The organism is Curtobacterium sp. PhB190 (genome assembly GCF_004365385.1).
Taxonomy (GTDB): Bacteria; Actinomycetota; Actinomycetes; order Actinomycetales; family Microbacteriaceae; genus Curtobacterium.
Map to the genome: position 1 here is coordinate 363,417 of NZ_SODN01000002.1, position 20,299 is coordinate 383,715.

Sequence of the window (20,299 nt, forward strand, 5' to 3'; positions counted from 1 at the left end):
GGTTCTTCGGGCGCACGGAGTGATCAACCTCGCACTGAGCAGCACCGACCGACGAGCCAGCGCCGCGTCAGCCCGCGTCGGGCTCGCCGGACACGATGGCACGCAGCCAGTCCCGGGCTTCGACGAACGCGGCGTCCGAGTAGCGCGCCGGCACCTCGGGCTGCGCGCCATCGGCTCGCGGGTACGACCCGAGGAACGTCACGCGCGGGCTGAACCGACGGAGACCGAGCAGGGCGTCGGCCACGCGCTCGTCCTGCACGTGCCCGTCCAGGTCGATGACGAACCGGTAGCGGCCGAGCTCGTCCCCGATCGGCCGCGATGACAGCAGCCCCATGTTGATGCCGCGGGTGGCGAACTGTTCGAGCATGTCGACCAGGGCGCCGGGGTGGTCGGCGGGCAGCTCGACGATGACGCTCGTCTTGTCGGCACCGGTCGGCTCGGGCAGCGCCAAGGTCTTGGACACGAGCACGAAGCGGGTCACGGCCGAGGCGTTGTCACCGATCGACGACGCGAGCACGACGACGTCGTGGTGGTCGGTGATGCCGGGCGGTGCGACGGCGGCGTCGGCGGTGGGGTTCGCCTCGAGCAGGGCGAGCGCGGCGGCGACGTTCGACGACGCCGGGATGTGACCGTGGCCGGGCAGGTTCGCCTCGAGCCAGTTGTGGGTCTGCGCGTACGCGACCGGGTGCGCGTTCACCGTGCGGACGTCGGCGAGCACGGTGCCGGGGCGCGCGACGAGCACGAAGTCGACCGGCACGAGGTACTCCCCCACGATCCGTACGCCGGGGATCCGGGCGAGGGCGTCCTGCGTCGCGCTGACGCCGCCGTCGACGCTGTTCTCGATCGCGATGACCGCGCCGACCGAGCGGCCGGACATGACGTCGTCGAGCGCTTCACCGACGTTGTTGACGCTCCGCCAGGGCTTGCCGGCTGCGGCTTCGACGAGCTTGAGGGCCGCCTCGGTGAAGGTGCCGGCGGGTCCGAGGTAGGAGTACGTGTCGGACGGCGCGGCGGGGTCGGTCATGGGCCGAGCCTATTGCAACGACCGAGCCCGCAGACGCGGGCGCAGACGCGGGCGCACAGCGCCGTTCAGTCAGTGCTGGCGCCGGTCAGCCGGGCCTCGCAGATCGCGGTGTCGTCGTCGTCCCGCGGGTACGTCAGGGCAGCGAACCGCCCTTCGGGGTCGAGCCGTGTGAGCAGTGCGGCCGCGATGCCGTCGAGCTGGACGACCTGCTCGACGCTCAGGGCGTCGATCACGACGTGGCGTGCGGTGCGGACGTGGTCCGGAGCGGCCTCGACGATCGTGGCGTACCCGGCGTCGGTGAGCCGGACGTCGGTCGCACGGCGGTCCGAGGTCGAGGGGCAGCGCGTCACGAGTCCGCGCTTCTCGAGCCGGGACACCACGTGCGACAGCCGGGGCAGCGAGGCGTTCGTCGCCGAGGCCAGCGCAGACATGCGCAGCGTGCGGCCGTCGGTCTCGGAGAGCATCGCGATGACCATGTAGTCGAAGTGCGTCAGGTCCGCGTCACGCTGCAGCTGCTGGTCGAGCGCCGCCGGCAGGAGTTCCATGACGGCCACGAGCTTCATCCACGCGCGCAGCTGCTCGCGGGTGAGCCACGGGGTCTCGTCGGTCATGTCTGCATCCTACCGAATGGTTGTCGCTTTAACCAGTGCCGTCCGCCGCGCACGGACCACCCCGACGACGAGCACCGCCACCACCACGAGCAGCAGCACCCCCTCGACGATCAGCAACCGCGTGCCGTAGTCGAACGGCAGGATCGTCGGGTTCTTCTGCCCGTGCCGCTTCGCCGCGATCTCGGGCAGCACCACGAGGGCGAGCACACTGCCGAGCACGATCACCGTCTGCACCACGACGAGCACCCACGCCCGGAGCGACCGCCCCGCGCGACGCAGGAGCAGTCCGGCGCCGACGACGAACGGCGACAGGATCGCGTCGTGCAGGATCACCGCGCCGAGCAGCCAGGTCGCCAGCCCGCCGATCCGGTTCGGCTTGACCGACGTCACCAGGACGTAGGCGCCGAACGCGATCACCAGCACGCCGAGCACGACGAGCACGATCCGCGCGGCCTTCACCGCAGCACCTCGATCTTCTCGATCCACTTGGTCTGCAGCACGCCCGGTCGTCCCGGAGCGATGATCCGCGCCGGGAACCCGTGGTCCAGGTCGAGCGTCGAACCGTTCAGCTCGAGCGCGACCAGGGTGGTCGGGTCCTCGGCGTACTCCGGCCCCATGTCCATGATCCGGTAGCCGCCGTGCCGTTCCAGGCTCGTGACGCGCACGTGCGATCCGGGTTCGGCCTGCACGGCGCCGAGCAGGTCGCGCATCCGCACGCCCTTCCAGCTGCCCATCTGGCTCCACCCCTCGACGCACGAGATCGGCAGGTCGACCTCGGTGGTGCCGAGCGCGACGAGTTCCGCGCGCACGAAGGTCCGGGTCACGTCGGGTCCGACGACGGTCAGCGTCCAGTCCGCGGCGGTCGCGCTGGCGAGGACCCCCGCCGCGCGGGCGGTGCGGTTGACCGGCAGGCCGTTCGCGCCGAGACCGCGCTGGCGCGCGCCGAACACGTTGAACGGTTCGGCGAGCTTCGAGGACTGCCCCGCCGTCAGGGCGACGACGCCGACGACCGCGGCCGTCACGCCACCGAAGAACCCGCGTCGTGCGATCCGCTGGCGTCGGCCCTGTGCGCGTTCCTCGACCGACCGGGAGGCCCGGGTCGGCTCCGGCGCATCGGCCGCCGGTTCGTCCGGGGCTGCGTCGACCGCCTCGACCGCGTCGACGCCGTCGATCCAGCGGAACACGCGGCCGAGCAGGCCGGGGGCCATGGACTGGGCCGTTTCGGCACCCGCAGCCGGCGGGGCGGACGCGGGGCGGGCCTCCCGTACCGGGGGAAGCAACTCGCTGCCGGACGCGGGGTCCACGATGAACCGGCCCTGCTCGTCGTAGGAGTCGCGCTTCCGCCAGTAGCGGGCGATCACCGGCAGCTTCGACGCGATGTGGATGATGAGCGACCCGATGATCACGTACGCCATCGCGTTGTGGACCTGGCGGAACGGGAACGGCCACGGGTACCACTGGTACGTGTTGAGCAGGCCGGTCGTGACCTGGATGATCGAGGCCGATACGAGCACGGCGATCGACAGCCGCTCGAACAGGTGCAGCACGCCGCGCACCGGCGGGACCTGCACCAGCGCGGGCATGACGGTGTTGAGCTTCGCCAGCAGCAGCGGGATGATCGCGATGCCGGTGGTGATGTGCAGGCCCTGCGTGAACTGGTAGAGCTGCGTCGGCCGGGTCGGGAACCGCATCCAGCCGAGGGGCTCCTGCAGCAGGTGACTGTAGATACCGGTGCCGAAGCACACCACGAAGGCGATGCCGAGCAGTCGTCCGAGCACCACCGCGGAGCGCGCGTTCCGGTTCGGCGAGGCCAGAGCGGCCCGCGCCTCGAACAGCAGGTGCCGCACGCCCGCTAGCCTCGACGGACCATGAGCGACCGACTGCGTGCCGTCCGACCGTCCTCCGCCGTCGGACCCGGTGCCCGCCTCGCCGTCGTGGGCGCGGTCGTCGGGGTACTGGCCCTCGCGGGCGTCATCGCCTTCGGCGTCACGCATCTGGGGTTCCTCCGATCCGACACTCGTTCGTCATTCGTTGCGTGGACGCTGATCGCTTGGACGGTGTTCGTGATCGCCGTGCTCGCGCTGCGGTTCGTGCCCGCCCGGTGGATGACCGCCGTGGTCATGGTCGGGGCAGTGGTGGTCGGCCTCGCGGCTCTGGCCGGCCCCCCGAGCACGAGCACCGACTCGGCGCGGTACGCGTGGGACGGCATCGTCCAGCATGCCGGAGTCTCACCGTACGCGCACACCCCCCAGTCCACGGCACTGTCCGGTCTGCGGCCCGACTGGCTGTTCCCGGACAAGGTGAACGGCACGTGCGACGACATCAAGCCCCGGTTCCGCGGCCTGGGTGACGGCGCGGACGGCCACTGCACCGCGATCAACCGGCCGGACGTGACGACGATCTACCCGCCGATGGCGCAGCTCTGGTTCGCCGCGGTCCGTGCGTTCGTGCCGGCGACCGCGCAGTACATGCCGTTCCAGGTGGCGGGCCTGCTCCTCTCGCTCGTGGTGACCATCGCCCTCGTCGTGGTGCTGCGGAAGACCGGTCGTCCGACCTGGTGGGCGGCGCTCTGGGCCTGGTCGCCGCTCGTGGCGTCGGAGGCCGTGACGAACTCGCACGTCGATGCCCTCGGCGCGGCGCTCGCGACCGCGGGTGCCGTCCTCGTCGCGTTCGGTCGACCGATCTGGGGCGGGATCGCGCTCGGAGCGGCCACGGCCACCAAACTCATCCCCGCGATCGTGTACCCGCCGTTGCTCGGCCGGTGGCGTTCCTGGTGGGCGATCCCGGTCGGCATCGCCGTGTTCGGCCTGCTCTACGTGCCCTACGTGCTGACGACGGGACTCGACGTGCTCGGGTACCTGCCCGGCTACCTGAGCGAGGAGGGCTACGAGGACGGCTCGCGCTTCGCCCTGGTGTCGCTGGTCTTCCGGGGCGACGCCGCGACCGTCGTGGTCGGGCTCGCCGTGCTGCTCGCCGCCTTCGTGGCCTGGCGGCTGTCCGACCCGTCGCGGCCGTGGTCCGGCGAGGTCCTGATGATCGGCGTCACGTTCCTCGCCGTGACCCCGCGCTACCCCTGGTACGCGCTGCTGCTCATCCCGTTCGTGGTGCTGTCGGGGCGGTGGGAGTGGCTGTCGATCGGGCTCGCCATCGCGCTGCGCGGGGTGTGGCCGTCGACGGACGCCTACCGGTGGTGGCTGCTCGCCGCCGTGGCCGTCATCGTGGTGGTGACGCTCCTGCGCACGAGCCGGTCGGACTGGCGGCGCTGGTGGGAACGGCTGTCGTTCCGGAGCGTCGAACACGTACGCTGAGCCGCATGGCACCCGCGACCCTGCTCGGCACGACCGTGGACCCGGCGTCCGCCGGGCTCGTCGACCGCTTCGGGCGTCGTGCGATCGACCTGCGGGTGTCCCTGACCGAACGGTGCAACCTGCGCTGCACCTACTGCATGCCGGCCGCCGGGCTGCCGTTCGCCCCCGACGACGCCCTGATGACCGCCGCCGAGATCGAGCGGCTGGTCCGGATCGGGTCGTCGCGCTTCGGCGTGCGCAAGGTGCGGTTCACCGGCGGCGAGCCGATGCTCCGGCACGACCTGGTCGACGTGATCGCCCGGTGCGCCGCGCTGCCCGACGCCCCGGAACTGTCGCTCACCACGAACGCCATCGGCCTCGCCCACCGCGCCCAGGCCCTGTACGACGCCGGGCTGCGGCGCGTGAACGTGTCGCTCGACACCGTCGACCCGGACGTGTTCACCACCGTGACCCGCCGCCCGTTCCTCGACAAGGTCATCGCCGGGCTGTCCGCCGCCCACGACGCCCGCCTCGACATCAAGGTCAACGCGGTGCTGCTGCGCGGGATCAACGACGAGGCCGCGCCGGAGCTGCTGCGCTGGTGCCTCGACCGCGGCTACGAGCTGCGGTTCATCGAGCAGATGCCGCTCGACCCCGACCACGCCTGGGACCGCACCGAGATGGTGACCGCTGCCGAGACCCGGGCGTTGCTGGCGTCGTCGTTCGTGCTGACGCCGGACGAGGCACCGCGCGACGGCGCCCCGGCCGAGCGGTACCGGGTGCAGGACGCGCGCTCCGGTGCGTCACTCGGCACCGTGGGCATCATCGCGAGCATCACCGAGTCCTTCTGCGCCGACTGCACCCGCACCCGGTTGACCGCCGACGGCAACGTCCGGAGCTGCCTGTTCTCCGACGCCGAGACCGACGTGCTCGGCCCGATGCGCGCGGGGGTCTCCGACGACGACCTGGCCGAGCTGTGGCGCCGGGCGATGTGGGCGAAGCCGCGCGACCACGGCGACGACAGCGACGAGCTCGTGCACCCGACGCGCGGCATGAGCGCGATCGGCGGCTGAGACATGACCACGATCCGGTTCTTCGCCGCTGCCCGGGCGGCGGTCGGCGCGGACACGCTGACCACCGCGGCCGGCACGCTCGACGAGGCGCTGCGCGAGGTCACCGCCACCGACCCATCACGATGGAGTGCGCTGCAGGAGCGGTGCTCGTACCTGGTCGACGGCGTGACCACCCGCGACCGAGCCACTGCGCTGTCCGGCGTCGCGGTCGTCGACGTCATGCCCCCCTTCGCCGGCGGCTGAGCGCCCCCGCTCGTTCTTTCCCAGGACGCCCGCGATGCCTGGTGTTTCCGGGCATACCGGGGCAGAACTTCCGACCAGGTACGCCCGATCCGACCAGGTACGCGGTAACAGCACCCCCTACGGCGAGACGGACAGCACGATGAACGCGGCGAAGATCACCAGGTGCACCCCGCCCTGCAGTCGCGTCGCCCGACCCGGCAGCACGGTGAGCACCGCGGCGACGATCGTCAGCGCGAGCAGCACGATCTGCGACGACCCGAGCCCGAGCAGCAGCGTGCCCGGCATGAACAGCGACGCCACCGCGATGGAGGGGATCGTCAGACCGATCGACGCCATCGCCGACCCCATCGCCAGGTTCAGGCTCGTCTGGATCCGGTTGCGGGCGGCGGCCTTCGACGCCGCGATGCCCTCGGGCAGCAGGATGAGCAGGGCGATCACGACGCCGACGAACGACGGCGGGAACCCGACCGCGGCCACGCCGGCCTCGATCGCGGGCGACTCGACCTTGGCGAGCCCGACGACGGCGACGAGCGCGACGACGAGCAGTGCGAGCGAGATCATCGTCGCGCGACCGGTCGGCCGGGCGGCGTGGGCGTCCTCGGACTCGGCGAGCACACCCCCTGACCGGTTCACGGGCAGGAAGAAGTCCCGGTGGGCCACGGTCTGCGTCACGACGAACAGCCCGTAGAGCACGATCGACGCCACGGCCACGAAGACGAGCTGCGTCCCGGTGAAGGACGCGTCGTCGGTGCCGGTGGTGAACGTCGGCAGCACCAGGGTCAGCACCGCGAGCGCGGCCACCGTCATCGTCGCGGCGCTCGCGCCCTCCTGGTTGAAGCGCACGGTGTTGTGCCGGAGCGTCCCGATCAGGATCGCGAGACCGACCAGCCCGTTCATCGTGATCATCACGGCCGAGAACACCGTGTCGCGCGCCAGGGTCTCGGCCTGGGCGCCGCCGGAGCTCGACAGCGAGATGATCAGCGCGACCTCGATGATCGTGACCGCCACGGCGAGCACGAGTGAGCCGAAGGGTTCCCCGACCCGGTGCGCGACGACCTCGGCGTGGTGCACCGCCGCGAGCACGGTGGCGGCGAGCACGACCGCGACGATCGCCACGACCACGGTGCCGAGTCCGTAGCGGCCGTACGAGAACGCGAGCACGACGGCCGCCAGGATCGGGATGGCCACGGGCCACGCCTTGGGGAACCAGGAGGTCATCCGTCCATTGTCTCAACCGCGCGGCGCGTACACCGCCAGTTCGGACGCCGGGACGTCGACGTGGACCGCGTCGCCGGGTCCGATCCCGAGTGCCGTGACGCGCGCCAGGGTCAGGTCCGCGACCAGGTCGCCGGCGCGCACCCGCACCAGACCGTCCCGCGGTTCGAGCGACGTGACGGAGCGCTCCGGTCCGGCGCCGTCCCGCGTGAGCACGGCGGTCGTCGGGTGGAAGGCGCCCAGGGCGGGCCGACCGGGAGGCACGGCGTGCGTCCCCGACGCCAACTCGCCCCCGCCGTCGGTCGCGATCCCACCCGCGGTGGCGGTCCCGCGCACCAGCGCGAGTCCGGAGAACGCCGCCGCGAAGGCACTCGTGGGCCGTCCGAGCACGGCCTCTGGGGTGCCGTCCTCGACGACCCGGCCGTGCTCGACGACGACGACCCGGTCGGCCAGGGCGACGACCTCGACCGGGTCGTGGGTCACCAGGACGCTCGGGCGCCCGGCGATCGCGGTGCGGAGGGCTGCACGGACCTCGTCGCGCGCGGCGACGTCGAGCGCCGACGTCGGTTCGTCGAGCATCAGGACCGCCGGGTCGGTGGCGAGCGCCCGGGCGATCGCGACGCGTTGGGCCTGCCCGCCGGACAGCGTGTCCGGGCTCCGTCCTGCCAGGTCGTCGATGCCGACGGCCGCCAGGGCACGGAGCGCGCGGGCACGGGCCGCGGCGCGTCGGACGCCGGCTGCCCGCGGGCCGAACGCCACGTTGCCGACCACGTCGAGGAACGGGAACAGGTCGGGCCGCTGGGCGACGAGTCCGATGCGGCGGCGGTGTGCGGGGACGGTCCGCCGCCGGTCCGACACGACGGTGCCGCCGAGGACCACCTGTCCGGCGTCGATCGGCAGCAGGCCGGCAAGGGCCTCGACCACCGTGGACTTGCCCGCGCCGTTCGGCCCGATGACGGCCACGCACTCCCCTGCCGCGACCTCGAGGGCGACGTCGACCCCGCGTCGCTCGACGACGATGCGCGCGGTGACCCCGGTCACGCTGCGACGCCCCGGGTCCGGAGCGACGAGGCGCCGATGACCACGACGGCGACCACGACGAGCACGACCGCCAGTGCCACGGCGGTGTCCGGATCGACCTCGCGCTGCAGGTAGATCTCCAGCGGCAGGGTCCGGGTGACCCCCTGCAGGCTGCCCGCGAACGTCAGGGTCGCGCCGAACTCCCCGAGCGCTCGCGCGAAGCAGAGCACCAGGCCGGAGACGATGCCGGGCAGGACCCTCGGGGTCGTGACGGTGAGGAACGTGCGGGTGGGACCGGCGCCGAGGGTGGCGGCGACCCGCTCGTACCGGTCCCCCTCGACGCGGAGCGCGCCCTCGATCGAGGAGACCAGGAACGGCATGGCGACGAACGTCTGCGCGATGACGACCGCTGTCGTGGTAAACGCGATGTGCAGCCCGTGGTCGTCGAGGAACGCCCCGACCACCCCGAGGCGACCGAACGCCGCCAGCAGCGCGAGCCCGCCGACCACGGGCGGCAGCACGAGCGGCAGCAGCACGACGGCGCGGGCGACACCCACCCACCGTGACCGGGACCGGGCGAACAGCACGGCGAGCGGGTACCCGAGCACGAACGCGACGGCAGTGGCGGTCAGCGCGGTGCCGAGGCTGAGCCCGAGGGCCGTGAGCGACGCCGTCGAGGTGACGAGGGCGACGAACGACGACCAGTCGACCCGACCGAGCATCGCGAGCACTGGGACGACGACGAACAGGCCGCCCAGCACCGCGGGCAGCGGGAGCCACCAGGCGACCGGCGGCCGTCCGTCAGCCCGCGAGGCCACGGGTCACGGCTTCCCGAACCCGGCGGCGGTGAGCACCTTCTGGCCGGTGGCGGACCGGACGTAGTCGGAGAAGGCCTGCGCGAGCTCCGGGTCCTCGGACGCCTTGAGCACGCCGATCGGGTACGTGTTGACGGCCTTGCTCGACTCGTCGAACGGGACACCGTCGACCTTGCCGTCGGCACCCTGCACGTCGGTCACGTAGACCAGCCCGGCGTCGGCCTGACCGGACTCGACCTTGCCGAGCACGTCGGTGACGGACTGCTCCTCGCTGACGGGCTGCAGGTCGACGCCCGAGGCGGACTCGACCTTCGCCGTCGCGGCGCCGCACGGCACCGGGGCGGCGCACGTGACGAGCTGGACGTCGGAGCCGGTCAGGTCGTCGAGGCTCGTGATGCCCTTCGGGTTGCCCGGCGCGACGGCGATCTCGAGGACGTTCGTCGCGAAGTCCTCCGGTGACCCGCTCGCCAGGTCGGTCGAGGACAGCTTCGCCATGTTCGCCTCGTCGGCGGAGGCGAACACGTCGGCGGGGGCGCCGTTCTGGATCTGGGTGACCAGGTCGCTCGACCCCGCGAACGAGAACTCGATCGAGGCGCCGGGGTTCGCGAGCTCGAAGTCCTTGCCGAGCGTGGTGAAGGTCTTCTGGAGCGACGCCGCCGCGAACACCGTGATCGAGCCCGACACGCCTGCGTCCGCGCTCGACGACGATGACGGCGACGACGACCCGGCCGGAGCGTCGGCGGTGGAACACGACGCCAGGCCGAGCGCCGCGACGACGGCGAGGGGCACGAGCAGCGAGCGGGGACGTCGGGTCATCGGGGGTCCTCCTGGTGGGTGGGCGCCTCGACGGTGACCATCGTGGCCTTGACGGATGCGACGGCGACGGACCCGACCTCGAGCCCGAGGTCGCGCACCGCCTCGGCGCTCATGAGCGAGACCACGCGGTGCGGGCCGCACTGCAGTTCGACCTGCGCCATGACGGTGTCGACGACCAGGTCGGTGACGATGCCGACGAAGCGGTTCCGTGCCGAGCTCTTCACGCCGGTGTCCGGGGCGGTCAGCTCGGTGCTCCGCGCCCGGGCGTACTCGGCCACCTGTCGACCGTCGACGACGGCGCGACCGGCGTCGTCTGTGGCCCGGTCGAAGGTGCCCCCGTCGACGAGTCGGCGCACGGTGTCGTCACTCACCCCGAGGAAGGCAGCAGCATCGCGGATCCGCAGTTGCGTCATGATACGACGATCCTAGCCGCGGAAGCGGCGCTCTGGAGCCGATCAGTGTCGGATCAGGACATCAGCCCGTTCGCCACGGGCAACCCTTCGCGGCGCCAGGCCTCGAACCCGCCGTCGAGGACCGCCACGTGCCTCCAGGCCGGTTGTGCGGCAGCCCACGCGTCCGCACGCGGGCCACGGGCGCAGTAGACGACCACGTCCGCCGCATCGGCGTCGCCAGTGACCGCGTCGCCCGTGACGGCTCCGGCGACCACACCGTCCGCCCGTTCGGCGTCGGTGCGCACGTCGACGACGACCACCGGGTCCGCGGGGTCGACCAGGCGCGCGGCGAGCGCTGACGGGGCGATGCGGTCGGTCCGAGCGGGAGCGACCACGACGGGTCGGTGTGATGCCGGTCCGCGCCGGACGAGGCTCTCGCTCCACCGCCAGCGGCGTGCGTCGACGGTCAGGACGCGCCCGAGCAGCGGTTCGCCGGTGCCGGTGACCAGGGCCAGCACCTGTCCGGCCATCACCGCTCCGACGGCGCCGCACAGTGCCGGCACGACGCCGTCCAGGGCGCAGGAGCCCTCGTCGGGCAGGGCCTCGGGGTGCAGGTCGTGGAAGTCGACGCCGTCGGGTCCGGCGTCGCGGAACACGCTGACCTGGCCGTCGTGACCGAGCACCGTGCCCCAGACGAACGGCACGCCGGCGTCGGCGCAGGCGTCCGAGACCGCTCGGGTGACCAGGACGGAGTCCGCCGCGTCGACGACCACGTCGTGCCCGGCGACGAGCTCCGGGGTGAAGGACCCGACCACGGCGACGGCGTCGAGTTCCGGGTCGACGGCGCGGGCCCGGGCGACGGCGACCCCGGCCTTCGACGATCCGACGTCGGCAGCGGTGAAGAGCGTCTGGCGCGCGAGGTTCGAGGCGTCGACGACGTCGGGGTCGACCACCGTGAGCCGTCCGACGCCCGCGAGGTACGCGACGACGGGAGCCCCGAGCCCGCCGGCGCCGACCACCAGGACGCGTGAAGCGGCCAGCCGCCGGAGCCCGACGGCGCCGACGTCGGACAAGGCAGCGGTCCGCGAGCCGAGCCGTGTCCGCCACGGGGAGAGCGCTGCGACGGGGGCGACGAGGGGGTCCATCCCGTCATTCTGGCCGGTCGCGCCGAATCCCTGCATGTGAATGCTCAGCGGGTGGACGCGGCGGATGCTCAGTGCCGCTCGGTACGGTCGCGGGCGTGAGTTCTCCCCGCACCGGCACCGTCACGGTCCGACGCACGACGTCGGACGCGTCGACGCGCGCACGGCTCCGGGCACTCGCCCTGTCGACCGTGCGGGCCCTGGTGCGTGCGCCGGAGATCACCGTCGGTGTGGTCGGAGTGGTCGTCGCCGCCGCCTTCACGTGGGTGCCGTCGGTCTGGTACGACGAAGCCGCCACTCTGACGAGTGCGCAGCGCAACTGGCCGGCGCTCTGGGCGGAGCTGCAGAACGTCGACGCCGTGCACGGCCTGTACTACGCGCTCATGCACGTCTGGCTCGCGCTGGTCGGCTACTCCCCGTTCACGCTCCGCTTCCCGAGTGCCCTGGCGATCGGGATCGCCGCCGCCCTCGTGGTGGCGCTCGGCCGGCGGCTCGGCGGTGTCCGGCTCGGGGTCGTCTCCGGTCTGGTCTTCCTGCTGCTGCCCCGCGTCGCCTGGGCCGGCACCGAGGGCCGCCCGTACGCGACCGTCACCACCTTCGCCGCGCTGCTCACACTCGTCGGCCTGACCGCGGTCCGTCGCACCCGGGTGCGGCACCACGCGACGCGGTGGTGGGTCGTCTACGGCGTGCTGGCGGCCGTGGCCGTCCTGTTCAACGTGTACCTGTCCCTCGCCGTCGTGGCGCACGGCGTCGTGCTCGCGTGGACCGGCGTCGCCGACCGGGCGGCCCGACGGCAGGCCACGGTGACGGATCGCAGTGGCACGGTGCCCTCGGCGATGGTGGACCGCGCCGTCGTCGTCCGCTGGGCCGTCGCCGCCTCCGCCGCAGCCGTCGTGGTCCTGCCGTTCATCGGACTCGCCGCCGGTCAGGCCAAGCAGGTCGGCTGGATCACCGGCATCGGGTGGGCCACCCTGCGCCAGGTGTTCGCGACCGCGTGGTTCGGGGTCGTCTACCCGTACGCCGCCCTCGGGTGGCTGCTCATGATCGTCGCCGTCGTGCTGGCGGTGCGCGCGGCCCGACGCCCGTCGCCGGCCGCCAGCGACGTGCTCCGCATGCAGGCCGTCCGGGTCGCCGTGCCCCTGACGATCGTGCCCACCGCGCTGCTGGTCGCCGCGACCGCCGCCGGCGAGCACCTGTACTCCCCCAAGTACGCGAGCATCAGCCTGCCGTTCGTGGCGCTCCTGATCGGACTCGCGATCACGGCCATCCGTCCGCGGCGCTGGATCGCGATGGCCGTCGTGGCCATGGTCCTGGTGTCCGTGCCGACGTCGACGATCGTGCGGCTGCCGCACGCCAAGCAGTCCTCGCACTGGGCGAACGCGGCGGCGATCATCGAACGCGAGCGGAACGTGACCACCGACGCCGACGAAGGAGTGATCTACGGCAGCGTGTGGGAGCACCCGACCGCGACGGCGCAGGTCATCGCCGACGCCTACCCCGAGGCCTTCAGCGGCATGCGGGACCTGGCGGTGGCGAGCACGGGTGCGCAGCGCGGTCAGCTGTGGAACGTGAACGGCGACATCGCCACGACCGTGCCGGCACGCCTGGCCGACATCGACACCGTCTGGTTCGTCGGCGCCAAGTCGCGGAACATCCGCCCAGAGGTCTCCGAGACGCTCAAGGACCAGGGCTTCCACGTGGTGCGGTACTGGCACACGGACACGGTCATCCTGTGGAAGTACAGCCGCTGAGCTGACGGCCGATCAGCGTTCGTCGGACGGTCAGCGTCTGTCGTACGGTCAGTGCACGAGGCGGGCGCCGTGCACCGGTCCGGTGGCACGGAGCGCGACCAGGCCGGCAGCGCTGAGCTCGACCTGCAGTTCGAGCGCGGCGTCACGGTCACCGACCAGGAACGCCACCGTCGGGCCACTGCCCGACACCAGACCCGCGAGCGCTCCGGCCTTCTCGCCGAGTTCGAGGGTCGACGCGAGTCCGGGCTGCAGCCGCATGGCCGGGGCCTGCAGGTCGTTGTGGACGCAGTCGGCGAGCAGGTCGGGGTCGCCGGCACGCAGCGCCTGCAGCACGTTCGACTCCACCACCGGGTGGGACGGCGCCGGTGCGATGTCGGCGCGGTAGCGCTCCCGGTGCTCGTCGAGCGCACGGTACACCGCCGGGGTCGACAGGCCGTCGTCACTCAGCGCGAGGACCCAGTGGAACTCGCCCTTCGCCAGTGCGGGGCTGAGTTCGTCGCCGCGGCCGGTGCCCACGGCCGTGCCACCAGCGAAGGCGAACGGCACGTCCGCGCCGAGCTGCGCGGCGAGACGGAGCAGTTCCTCACGCCCGAGGGCGGTGCCCCAGAGCGTGTCCACGGCGAGCAGCGTGGCCGCGGCGTCCGCCGAGCCACCACCCATGCCGCCGGCCACCGGCACCTGCTTGTCGATCGTCAACCGGACTCCGCCCCGGTGCCCAGCGGCGTCGGCCACCAGCCGGGCCGCACGGATCGCCAGGTTCGACTCGTCGACCGGCACGTTCGACGTGTCGATCGGGCCGGTGAAGGTCACCGAGAAGTCGTCGGCGTGCTCGGCCGTGACGTCCTCGTACAGCGACACGGCCTGGTACGCGGTCGCCACGTCGTGGTAGCCGTCGTCCTGCAGCGCACCGACGGACAGGAACACGTTGATCTTGCCGGGGGCGCGCGTCCGCACGCGGGTCGGGGCGGCCAACGTGGTCATGCCCCCAACCTATCCCGCTGCGGCTGCCGCGAAGCCCCGCGCCAGGTCGGCGAGGACGTCGTCGATGTGCTCGAGGCCGATCGACAGCCGGATGAGCCCGTCGCCCACACCGGCCGCAGCCCGCTCCGACGACGTCATCTGCACGTGGGTCGTCGACGCCGGGTGCACGACGAGCGACCGGACGTCACCGATGTTCGACACGTGGTCGAACAGCTCGAGGGCGGCCACGAACCGCCGTCCGGCCTCGACCCCGCCGTCCAGGTCGAACGCCAGGACCGCCGACGGCCCCTTCGGCACGTACCGCTGCTGCAGGTGGTGCCACGGCGACGACGGCAGTCCCGCGTAGTGCACGCCGAGCACCTGGTCGTGCGCGTCCAGCCACGACGCGACGGCGGCCGCGTTCGACACGTGCCGCTCCATCCGCAGGGAGAGCGTCTGGATGCCCTGCAGCACCAGGAAGGCGTTGAAGGGGGCGATCGCCGGACCGAGGTCGGCGGAGAGCTTCGACCGGGTGCGCTGGATGAACGCGCGCCGCCCGAACTTCTCGGCGAAGTCCGTGTTCGCGAACCCGGACTGTTCGGCGGTCGCGAGCTGCGGGAACCGCTCCGGAAGAGCCGCCCAGTCGAAGTTGCCGCTGTCCACGATGAGTCCGGCGATGGCGCTGCCGTGGCCGGCCAGGTACTTCGTCGCCGAGTGTACGACGATGTCCGCGCCGTGCTCGATCGGCCGGACCAGGTACGGCGTCGCGATCGTGTTGTCGACGATGAGCGGGACGCCGGCGTCGTGCGCGACCCCGGCCACCCCGGCGAAGTCCAGGACGTCACCGCGCGGGTTCGGGATCGACTCCCCGAAGAACGCCTTCGTCTCCGGACGCACCGCGGCAGCCCACTCGTCCAGGTCCGTGGGGTCCTGCACGAAGGTGAACGCGATGCCGAGGTCGTGCAGCGTCGACGCGAACAGCGTGTACGTCGCGCCGTACAGCGAGGCACTCGACACGACGTGGTCACCGGCCCGCGCGACGCCGAGGACGGCCAACGACGTGGCCGCCTGGCCGGACGCCAGCGCGAGCGCGCCGACGCCGCCCTCGAGGTCCGCGATGCGCCGCTCGAGCGCCGCCGCCGACGGGTTGTTCACGCGCGAGTACGTGTGCCCCGGGGCGTTGAGCATGAAGCGGTCCGCCGCGTCCTCACCGGACGGGTAGACGAAGGCCGCGGTCTGGGCGATCGGCGGGACGTTGCCACCGAACCCCGGGTCGGCCTTGAAGCCCGCGCGGATCTGCCGGGTCTCGAACGCCCACTCCTCCTCGGTCGTGCCCATCAGACGACCGCCTCGGACGCCGCGACCACCGACGGGCGGACGAGCGGGATGACCTGTTCGCCGAAGCGGTCCATCTCCTCGAGCTGCGGCGAGAACTGCAGCAACAGCGTGTCCACCCCGGCGTCCTCGAACTCCTTGATCCGGGCAGCGACCTGCGCCGGCGTTCCGACGAACCCGGGGCGCAGGCCGCGGTTCGACACCGAGTAGTCCTCGAGCGAGGGGACGTGCTCGAGCTGCGACTTCGAGATGAAGTCCTGGTACGACTCGTACGCGTTGCCGTGCTGCACGTCGGTGATCCGTGCGAGCTCGGCCTGCGCCTCTTCCTCGGTCTCGCGGACGATGACGTACGCGGCCATGCCGAACGCCTCGAACGGCGGCAGTCCGGCGTCGATGCGGCGCTGCTTCATCTCGGCGATCTTCGTGCGGAGTTCCTCGACCGTGCCGCCGTGGGTCACGTAGGCGTCGGCGTACCCCGTGATCGCGGCCTTGCCCGCCTCGCTCTCGCCGCCGGCGTAGATGCGCGGGGTCACGCGGGGCTTCGGCTCGAGGTGCGCGTTCTCGATGTCGTAGTACTCGCCCGAGAACGAGTACGGCGTCTCCCGCCACATCCCTTTCATGACCTCGACGAACTCCGCCGTCCGCTTGTAGCGGTCGTCGTGCTCCGAGAAGATGCCGCCGTACTGCTTGGCCTCCTCCGCCCACCACGCGCTCACCACGTTGAAGGTGAAGCGACCGCACGAGATGTCGTCGATCGTCGCCGCCTGTTTCGCCGTCACCGCGGGCAGGTGGTAGCCGGGGCGCATGGCCGCCATGATCTCGAGGCGCTCGGTCGTCGCCGCGATGGCCGCGGCGAGCGACCAGGCTTCGAGCGACGGCGCGGCCGTGCCCTTGATGTCGTTGAGGTTGAGCTCCGGCACGAGCGTCAGGTCGAAGCCGATCCGCTCGGCGCGCTGCGCCAGCCGCTTCACGTAGTCGAAGGTGACCGGCATGTTCTCGTTGTCGACGTTGCGCAGCCAGCCGCCGAAGAGCGGGGTCCAGTATCCGAATCGCACGGGGTGAGTTCCTTGGGGAGGTGGGGAGTGCCCGGGAAGGGGCGCGGAACGGACGGGAGGCCCGTGGCGGGGCCCGCCACGGGCCTCCAGTCCGGTGGTTCTTGCGTGCTCAGGCCGTGAGTTGCGCCGCGTACTGCGTCTCCAGCAGGCCACCGAGGTAGCGCGCGATGGAGCGCGGGCCGGAGGCCGGCGCGGACTCCTCGACGGCGGGGTTGTAGTTCGTGTTCGTGTTGATGTCGTAGACGACCGTGCGGCCGTCCGTGGTCTCCATGAACTCGACGCCCGCGATCGTGACGCGCTGGTCGGCGAGGAACGTGCGGAGCTGCTGGACGAGCGGGTGCTCGGCCGTGACCTCGGTCCGGACGCTGAACGCCGGCGGTGCTCCGGCGGTCTCGGTTCCGGGCACGTCGCAGACCGCTCCGGCGATGACCTGGGGGACCTCGCACGCGTCGGCCGGGCACAGCTCGAAGCTGCCGGCGCTCGTGTCGACGCGGACGGCGTACACGAACTCGCCGCCGACGAACTCGACGCGGGTGATGAAGGGCTCACGGGCCGTCAGGAACTCCTGCAGCAGCGTGATGCCGTCGACCGGCGCCTCGAACTCCGGCGAGTCGACGTAGGCGTCGAACTCGGCGAGCGAGTCGAACCGGCGGACGCCCAGGCCCTTGCCGCCCTGGTTGTGCTTCGTGATGAACGGGACGTCCTGGCCGTTCGTGAAGTCCCGTGCCGCCTGCTTGAGCGTCGTCGTGCCGAACACGGCGGTGGTGCGGGGCACGTCGAACCCGGCGTGCTGCAGCAGCCCGTGCTGGGCCACCTTGGAGACCTCGAGCTCGAGCACGTGGCTGCCGCCGACAACCTGGCGACCCGCTCGTTCGAGCCAGCCGAGGACCGCGCGGGTGTACTCCTTGCTGTGCTCGTGGCCGCGGGTGTGGCTCGACGCCGACATGCGGGACCAGTACACACCGGGCTCCGGCTCGGCACCGAGGTCGATCTGTCCCTCGGTCAGCAGGATCTCCTGCACCGGGACGCCCTCGGCCTCGAAGGCTGCGGCGAGCGGCGGGAACCACTCGGGGTTCTCGTGGATGACGTACACGCGGGGAGTGCTCACCCGCCCACCCTAGGCACGGTATACCGCACGCGGCCAAGTGTGTGACGCGCGGTTGCTCCGTGTGGTGCGTCCGGGTGCGTCTTCGCGTGGTGCGAGGTTGGTCACTCGGTGCCGGCCTGTAGGGCGGCACCGAGTGGTCAACCTCGCACGAGCCGGACGGACGCGCACCGTGCGGGGCGTCAGCCCGCGAAGGCCTGCTGACCGACGACGCCGAGGAGCTCGAGCTTCTGCGCGTCCTCGGACCCTGGGGGCGCGGTGAACAGCAACAGCGCCTGGGCTTGGTCGTCGGTGTGCAGGACCTGGCAGTCGACGGTGATCCGGCCGAGCTGCGGCTGCACGATCGTCTTGTTGTCGGACCAGCGACTCGTCACCTCGTGCAGTGCCCAGAGCTCGCGGAACTCGGGGCTGCGGGTCTCGAGCTCGGCGATCAGCTCGGTGGCCCGACGGTCCCCCGGTCCGGCCAGCCCCACTGCCGCCCGCAGCGACGCCACCACGACCCGGGCCAGTCGCTCGTGTTGCTCCGGCGCGTACTTCGCGAGCTCGTCGCCGGTCACGAACCACCGCCACGCCTGGTAGCGCTCGTTGCCGGGCAGGCTGACGGACGACCCGAGCAGCGCCGCCGCGAGCCGGTTCTCGACCAGCGTCTCGCCCAGGTGGCTGACCACGATCGCGGGGGTGTCCTCGAGCCGGTCGAGCACCCGCAGGATCGCGGGGTCGACGTGGTCGGCGCGGTGCAACCGGGTCGGGGCGTTCTGTCCGGCGAGGTGGAACAGGTGGTCGCGTTCGTCGAGGCTGCAGCGGAGCGCCCGGGCGATCGCGGCGATCATCTGCTCCGACGGCTGCGGTCCGCGCTGCTGTTCGAGGCGTGTGTAGTAGTCGACCGACATGCCCGCGAGCGCAGCGACTTCTTCGCGCCGGAGACCAGGCGTCCGGCGTCGTGGTCCCTGACCGAGGCCGACGTCCTCGGGGCGCAGCAGTTCGCGGCGACGGCGGAGGAAGTCGGCGAGTGCAGCGCGGTCCATGGTCCCGATTGTCGTCCGGTTCGCGCCGCCGTGCCAGGGATCGCCGATCCCCCGATGACCGAGGTCTGGATGGGTTGCCGACGGAGGCGCATGGTGGTGGACATGGACATCACGAACTCCACCGTCTTCATCCCCGGCGCGACCTCGGGCATCGGCCTCGCCCTGGCCCAGCGCCTGCAGGCCGCGGGCAGCACCGTCGTCATCGGCGGGCGTCGCCAGTCGCTCCTCGACTCGCTCGCCGCCGAGCACGGCTTCGGCACCGTGCAGATCGACGTGAGCGACGCCGCATCCATCGAGAAGGCCGCCGCCTCCGTCCTCGAGGCGTACCCGTCGCTCGACGCCCTCGTCACCATGTCGGGGATCATGCGCAACGAGGACCTGCGCTCCCCCGACCACATCCACGACGCGCTCGAGATCATCCAGACCAACCTGGTCGGCACGATCCGCCTCATCGACGCGTTCCTGCCGCACCTGCTGGCGCAGCCCACCTCGACCATCGTCACGGTCTCGTCCGGCCTCGCGTTCGTCCCGCTCACCGCGACGCCGACGTACAACGCCACCAAGGCCGGCATCCACTCGTACACGCAGTCGCTCCGTCAGCAGCTGCTCGGCACCCCGGTGTCGGTGCTCGAACTCGCTCCCCCGGCAGTGTCGACCGACCTGATGGGCGGAGCGGACTTCGGTGGCATGCCGCTGAACGCCTTCGCCGACGAGGTCATCGGGCTGCTGTCCGCCGGCGATTCGCCCGAGATCCTGGTGCAGAACGTGCTGCCGCTCCGGTTCGCCGAGCGCGACGGCACGCACCAGCAGATCTTCGAGGCGATGGCGTCGCGCGCGCACTGACCCGGGCGACGCCTCGAACGGTGCGAGGTTCCGCGTTCCGTGCGAGGCACTTCGGCTCGCACCGACCACGGAACCTCGCACCACGCGTGGTGTGCCTCGCACGGTGCGAGGAGCGCGTCAGTCGTCAGCGCCGTCGGCCTGCTCACCACGGCGACGGGCGAGCCGATCGAGGGCACGGCTCGCGAGCGGAAGCGCCGAGGCGATCACCGCGCTGTACAACGCCGAGTCGAGGGGCTTGTGGTGCAGCCGTGTCACCGCCCAGGCGGCGGTGAACGCCGTCACGGCCAGTGCCCCCTCGGCCACCCGGCCCAGCCGGTCGAGGCGCATCGGCGGCCGGAAGTCGTCATCGACGTCGCTCGGATCGTCTCGGAACGCCGAGACCGCGACACCGAACACCGGAAATGCGACCCCGAGGACCGCACCCGCCCACGCCGCGTCGTTCGCCGGGTCCCGCACGACAGCGGGTACGGCGAAGAACTCGATGACGAGCCCGCCGAGCACGGCGACGATCGCGAGCCACTGGGAAAGAGTGATGCGACGCACCCGCCGATCGTAGGGGTCCGCGGGTCCTGCGCGCGCTCCCCCGT

The 20,299-nt window shown here is 72.0% G+C and carries 21 protein-coding genes; 5 read left to right on the forward strand and 16 right to left on the reverse strand.

The annotated features are described in order from the left end of the window. Positions 1 to 67: 67 nt before the first annotated feature. From pheA to EDF47_RS04500, 4 genes are all read right to left on the reverse strand, one after another. Positions 68 to 1,024, reverse strand: a complete 957-nt coding sequence (pheA, locus tag EDF47_RS04485; protein ID WP_123338582.1) for a prephenate dehydratase — start codon at positions 1,022 to 1,024, stop codon at positions 68 to 70. A 65-nt stretch (positions 1,025 to 1,089) separates the two neighbouring features. After that, on the reverse strand, positions 1,090 to 1,635 hold the full coding sequence (locus EDF47_RS04490) for a MarR family transcriptional regulator (RefSeq protein WP_133937665.1): 546 nt from the start codon (positions 1,633 to 1,635) through the stop codon (positions 1,090 to 1,092). A gap of 9 nt (positions 1,636 to 1,644) precedes the next feature. Continuing rightward, a complete protein-coding gene (locus tag EDF47_RS04495) occupies positions 1,645 to 2,094 on the reverse strand; it encodes a hypothetical protein (protein WP_123291837.1) in 450 nt (149 codons plus the stop codon). Next, positions 2,091 to 3,482 carry a molybdopterin-dependent oxidoreductase gene (locus EDF47_RS04500; RefSeq protein ID WP_166673183.1) on the reverse strand — a complete coding sequence of 464 codons (1,392 nt, stop codon included), beginning with the start codon at positions 3,480 to 3,482 and terminating at the stop codon, positions 2,091 to 2,093. The genes EDF47_RS04495 and EDF47_RS04500 overlap by 4 nt, the downstream gene beginning before the upstream one ends. Positions 3,483 to 3,503: 21 nt before the next feature. On the opposite strand from EDF47_RS04500, the gene EDF47_RS04505 reads away from it, so the two are divergent. From EDF47_RS04505 to EDF47_RS04515, 3 genes are read left to right on the forward strand one after another with little or no spacing between them, the layout of a single operon-like run. Further along, positions 3,504 to 4,943, forward strand: coding sequence for a glycosyltransferase family 87 protein (locus EDF47_RS04505; protein ID WP_133937667.1), 1,440 nt, complete (start codon positions 3,504 to 3,506; stop codon positions 4,941 to 4,943). 5 nt (positions 4,944 to 4,948) lie between these two features. Then, on the forward strand, positions 4,949 to 5,995 hold the full coding sequence (gene moaA / locus EDF47_RS04510; protein WP_131880483.1) for a GTP 3',8-cyclase MoaA: 1,047 nt from the start codon (positions 4,949 to 4,951) through the stop codon (positions 5,993 to 5,995). A 3-nt stretch (positions 5,996 to 5,998) separates the two neighbouring features. Further along, the gene (locus EDF47_RS04515; protein ID WP_123291834.1) at positions 5,999 to 6,238 is read left to right on the forward strand and encodes a MoaD/ThiS family protein; all 240 of its coding nucleotides are present in this window, start codon (positions 5,999 to 6,001) and stop codon (positions 6,236 to 6,238) included. Positions 6,239 to 6,355: 117 nt separating this feature from the next. Here the strand turns inward: EDF47_RS04515 and EDF47_RS04520 are convergent, their stop codons facing one another. The 6 genes from EDF47_RS04520 to EDF47_RS04545 are packed head-to-tail and all read right to left on the reverse strand — an operon-like array spanning position 6,356 to position 11,641. Then, positions 6,356 to 7,456, reverse strand: a complete 1,101-nt coding sequence (locus tag EDF47_RS04520; protein WP_131880481.1) for an ionic transporter y4hA — start codon at positions 7,454 to 7,456, stop codon at positions 6,356 to 6,358. Between the two features lie 12 nt (positions 7,457 to 7,468). Then, complete coding sequence (locus tag EDF47_RS04525; protein WP_133937669.1) at positions 7,469 to 8,494, reverse strand: ABC transporter ATP-binding protein; 1,026 nt, start codon at positions 8,492 to 8,494, stop codon at positions 7,469 to 7,471. Further along, positions 8,491 to 9,291, reverse strand: coding sequence for an ABC transporter permease (locus EDF47_RS04530; protein WP_131846675.1), 801 nt, complete (start codon positions 9,289 to 9,291; stop codon positions 8,491 to 8,493). Before EDF47_RS04530 ends, EDF47_RS04525 begins: the two co-directional genes overlap by 4 nt. A gap of 3 nt (positions 9,292 to 9,294) precedes the next feature. Beyond that, the gene (gene modA / locus EDF47_RS04535) at positions 9,295 to 10,104 is read right to left on the reverse strand and encodes a molybdate ABC transporter substrate-binding protein (protein WP_133937671.1); all 810 of its coding nucleotides are present in this window, start codon (positions 10,102 to 10,104) and stop codon (positions 9,295 to 9,297) included. After that, entirely contained in the window at positions 10,101 to 10,517 is a 417-nt protein-coding gene (locus EDF47_RS04540; protein WP_133937673.1) for a TOBE domain-containing protein, read from the reverse strand. The genes modA and EDF47_RS04540 overlap by 4 nt, the downstream gene beginning before the upstream one ends. A gap of 53 nt (positions 10,518 to 10,570) precedes the next feature. Next, positions 10,571 to 11,641: a HesA/MoeB/ThiF family protein gene (locus EDF47_RS04545; protein ID WP_166673184.1), complete on the reverse strand. Its 1,071-nt coding sequence runs from the start codon at positions 11,639 to 11,641 to the stop codon at positions 10,571 to 10,573. A 95-nt stretch (positions 11,642 to 11,736) separates the two neighbouring features. Between EDF47_RS04545 and EDF47_RS04550 the strand changes: the two genes are divergently transcribed. Further along, positions 11,737 to 13,389: a glycosyltransferase family 39 protein gene (locus EDF47_RS04550; RefSeq protein ID WP_133937677.1), complete on the forward strand. Its 1,653-nt coding sequence runs from the start codon at positions 11,737 to 11,739 to the stop codon at positions 13,387 to 13,389. A 48-nt stretch (positions 13,390 to 13,437) separates the two neighbouring features. Here the strand turns inward: EDF47_RS04550 and EDF47_RS04555 are convergent, their stop codons facing one another. From EDF47_RS04555 to EDF47_RS04575, 5 genes are all read right to left on the reverse strand, one after another. Further along, positions 13,438 to 14,370 carry a 4-(cytidine 5'-diphospho)-2-C-methyl-D-erythritol kinase gene (locus EDF47_RS04555; RefSeq protein ID WP_111084697.1) on the reverse strand — a complete coding sequence of 311 codons (933 nt, stop codon included), beginning with the start codon at positions 14,368 to 14,370 and terminating at the stop codon, positions 13,438 to 13,440. A 9-nt stretch (positions 14,371 to 14,379) separates the two neighbouring features. Next, on the reverse strand, positions 14,380 to 15,687 hold the full coding sequence (locus EDF47_RS04560; protein WP_131880471.1) for a PLP-dependent transferase: 1,308 nt from the start codon (positions 15,685 to 15,687) through the stop codon (positions 14,380 to 14,382). Next, on the reverse strand, positions 15,687 to 16,739 hold the full coding sequence (locus EDF47_RS04565; RefSeq protein ID WP_131880469.1) for an LLM class flavin-dependent oxidoreductase: 1,053 nt from the start codon (positions 16,737 to 16,739) through the stop codon (positions 15,687 to 15,689). The genes EDF47_RS04560 and EDF47_RS04565 overlap by 1 nt, the downstream gene beginning before the upstream one ends. Positions 16,740 to 16,848: 109 nt before the next feature. After that, positions 16,849 to 17,847: an alpha-L-glutamate ligase gene (locus EDF47_RS04570; RefSeq protein ID WP_123291824.1), complete on the reverse strand. Its 999-nt coding sequence runs from the start codon at positions 17,845 to 17,847 to the stop codon at positions 16,849 to 16,851. Positions 17,848 to 18,026: 179 nt separating this feature from the next. After that, positions 18,027 to 18,869, reverse strand: a complete 843-nt coding sequence (locus EDF47_RS04575) for a helix-turn-helix transcriptional regulator (protein WP_111084701.1) — start codon at positions 18,867 to 18,869, stop codon at positions 18,027 to 18,029. A 102-nt stretch (positions 18,870 to 18,971) separates the two neighbouring features. Between EDF47_RS04575 and EDF47_RS04580 the strand changes: the two genes are divergently transcribed. Further along, positions 18,972 to 19,712 carry an SDR family NAD(P)-dependent oxidoreductase gene (locus EDF47_RS04580; RefSeq protein ID WP_131880467.1) on the forward strand — a complete coding sequence of 247 codons (741 nt, stop codon included), beginning with the start codon at positions 18,972 to 18,974 and terminating at the stop codon, positions 19,710 to 19,712. Positions 19,713 to 19,829: 117 nt separating this feature from the next. Here the strand turns inward: EDF47_RS04580 and EDF47_RS04585 are convergent, their stop codons facing one another. Continuing rightward, positions 19,830 to 20,255, reverse strand: a complete 426-nt coding sequence (locus EDF47_RS04585; RefSeq protein WP_123291822.1) for a hypothetical protein — start codon at positions 20,253 to 20,255, stop codon at positions 19,830 to 19,832. Between the last annotated feature and the right edge of the window lie 44 nt (positions 20,256 to 20,299).

What these genes read in the sequence shown, in the direction of transcription:
- EDF47_RS04505 (WP_133937667.1), top strand. Translation starts at nt 3,504, where the DNA reads ATGAGCGACCGACTGCGTGCCGTCCGACCGTCCTCCGCCGTCGGACCC.
- EDF47_RS04490 (WP_133937665.1), bottom strand. Translation starts at nt 1,635, where the DNA reads ATGACCGACGAGACCCCGTGGCTCACCCGCGAGCAGCTGCGCGCGTGG.
- EDF47_RS04555 (WP_111084697.1), bottom strand. Translation starts at nt 14,370, where the DNA reads ATGACCACGTTGGCCGCCCCGACCCGCGTGCGGACGCGCGCCCCCGGC.
- modA (WP_133937671.1), bottom strand. Translation starts at nt 10,104, where the DNA reads ATGACCCGACGTCCCCGCTCGCTGCTCGTGCCCCTCGCCGTCGTCGCG.
- pheA (WP_123338582.1), bottom strand. Translation starts at nt 1,024, where the DNA reads ATGACCGACCCCGCCGCGCCGTCCGACACGTACTCCTACCTCGGACCC.
- EDF47_RS04575 (WP_111084701.1), bottom strand. Translation starts at nt 18,869, where the DNA reads ATGGACCGCGCTGCACTCGCCGACTTCCTCCGCCGTCGCCGCGAACTG.
- EDF47_RS04560 (WP_131880471.1), bottom strand. Translation starts at nt 15,687, where the DNA reads ATGGGCACGACCGAGGAGGAGTGGGCGTTCGAGACCCGGCAGATCCGC.
- EDF47_RS04515 (WP_123291834.1), top strand. Translation starts at nt 5,999, where the DNA reads ATGACCACGATCCGGTTCTTCGCCGCTGCCCGGGCGGCGGTCGGCGCG.
- EDF47_RS04545 (WP_166673184.1), bottom strand. Translation starts at nt 11,641, where the DNA reads ATGGACCCCCTCGTCGCCCCCGTCGCAGCGCTCTCCCCGTGGCGGACA.
- moaA (WP_131880483.1), top strand. Translation starts at nt 4,949, where the DNA reads ATGGCACCCGCGACCCTGCTCGGCACGACCGTGGACCCGGCGTCCGCC.
- EDF47_RS04580 (WP_131880467.1), top strand. Translation starts at nt 18,972, where the DNA reads ATGGACATCACGAACTCCACCGTCTTCATCCCCGGCGCGACCTCGGGC.
- EDF47_RS04540 (WP_133937673.1), bottom strand. Translation starts at nt 10,517, where the DNA reads ATGACGCAACTGCGGATCCGCGATGCTGCTGCCTTCCTCGGGGTGAGT.
- EDF47_RS04520 (WP_131880481.1), bottom strand. Translation starts at nt 7,456, where the DNA reads ATGACCTCCTGGTTCCCCAAGGCGTGGCCCGTGGCCATCCCGATCCTG.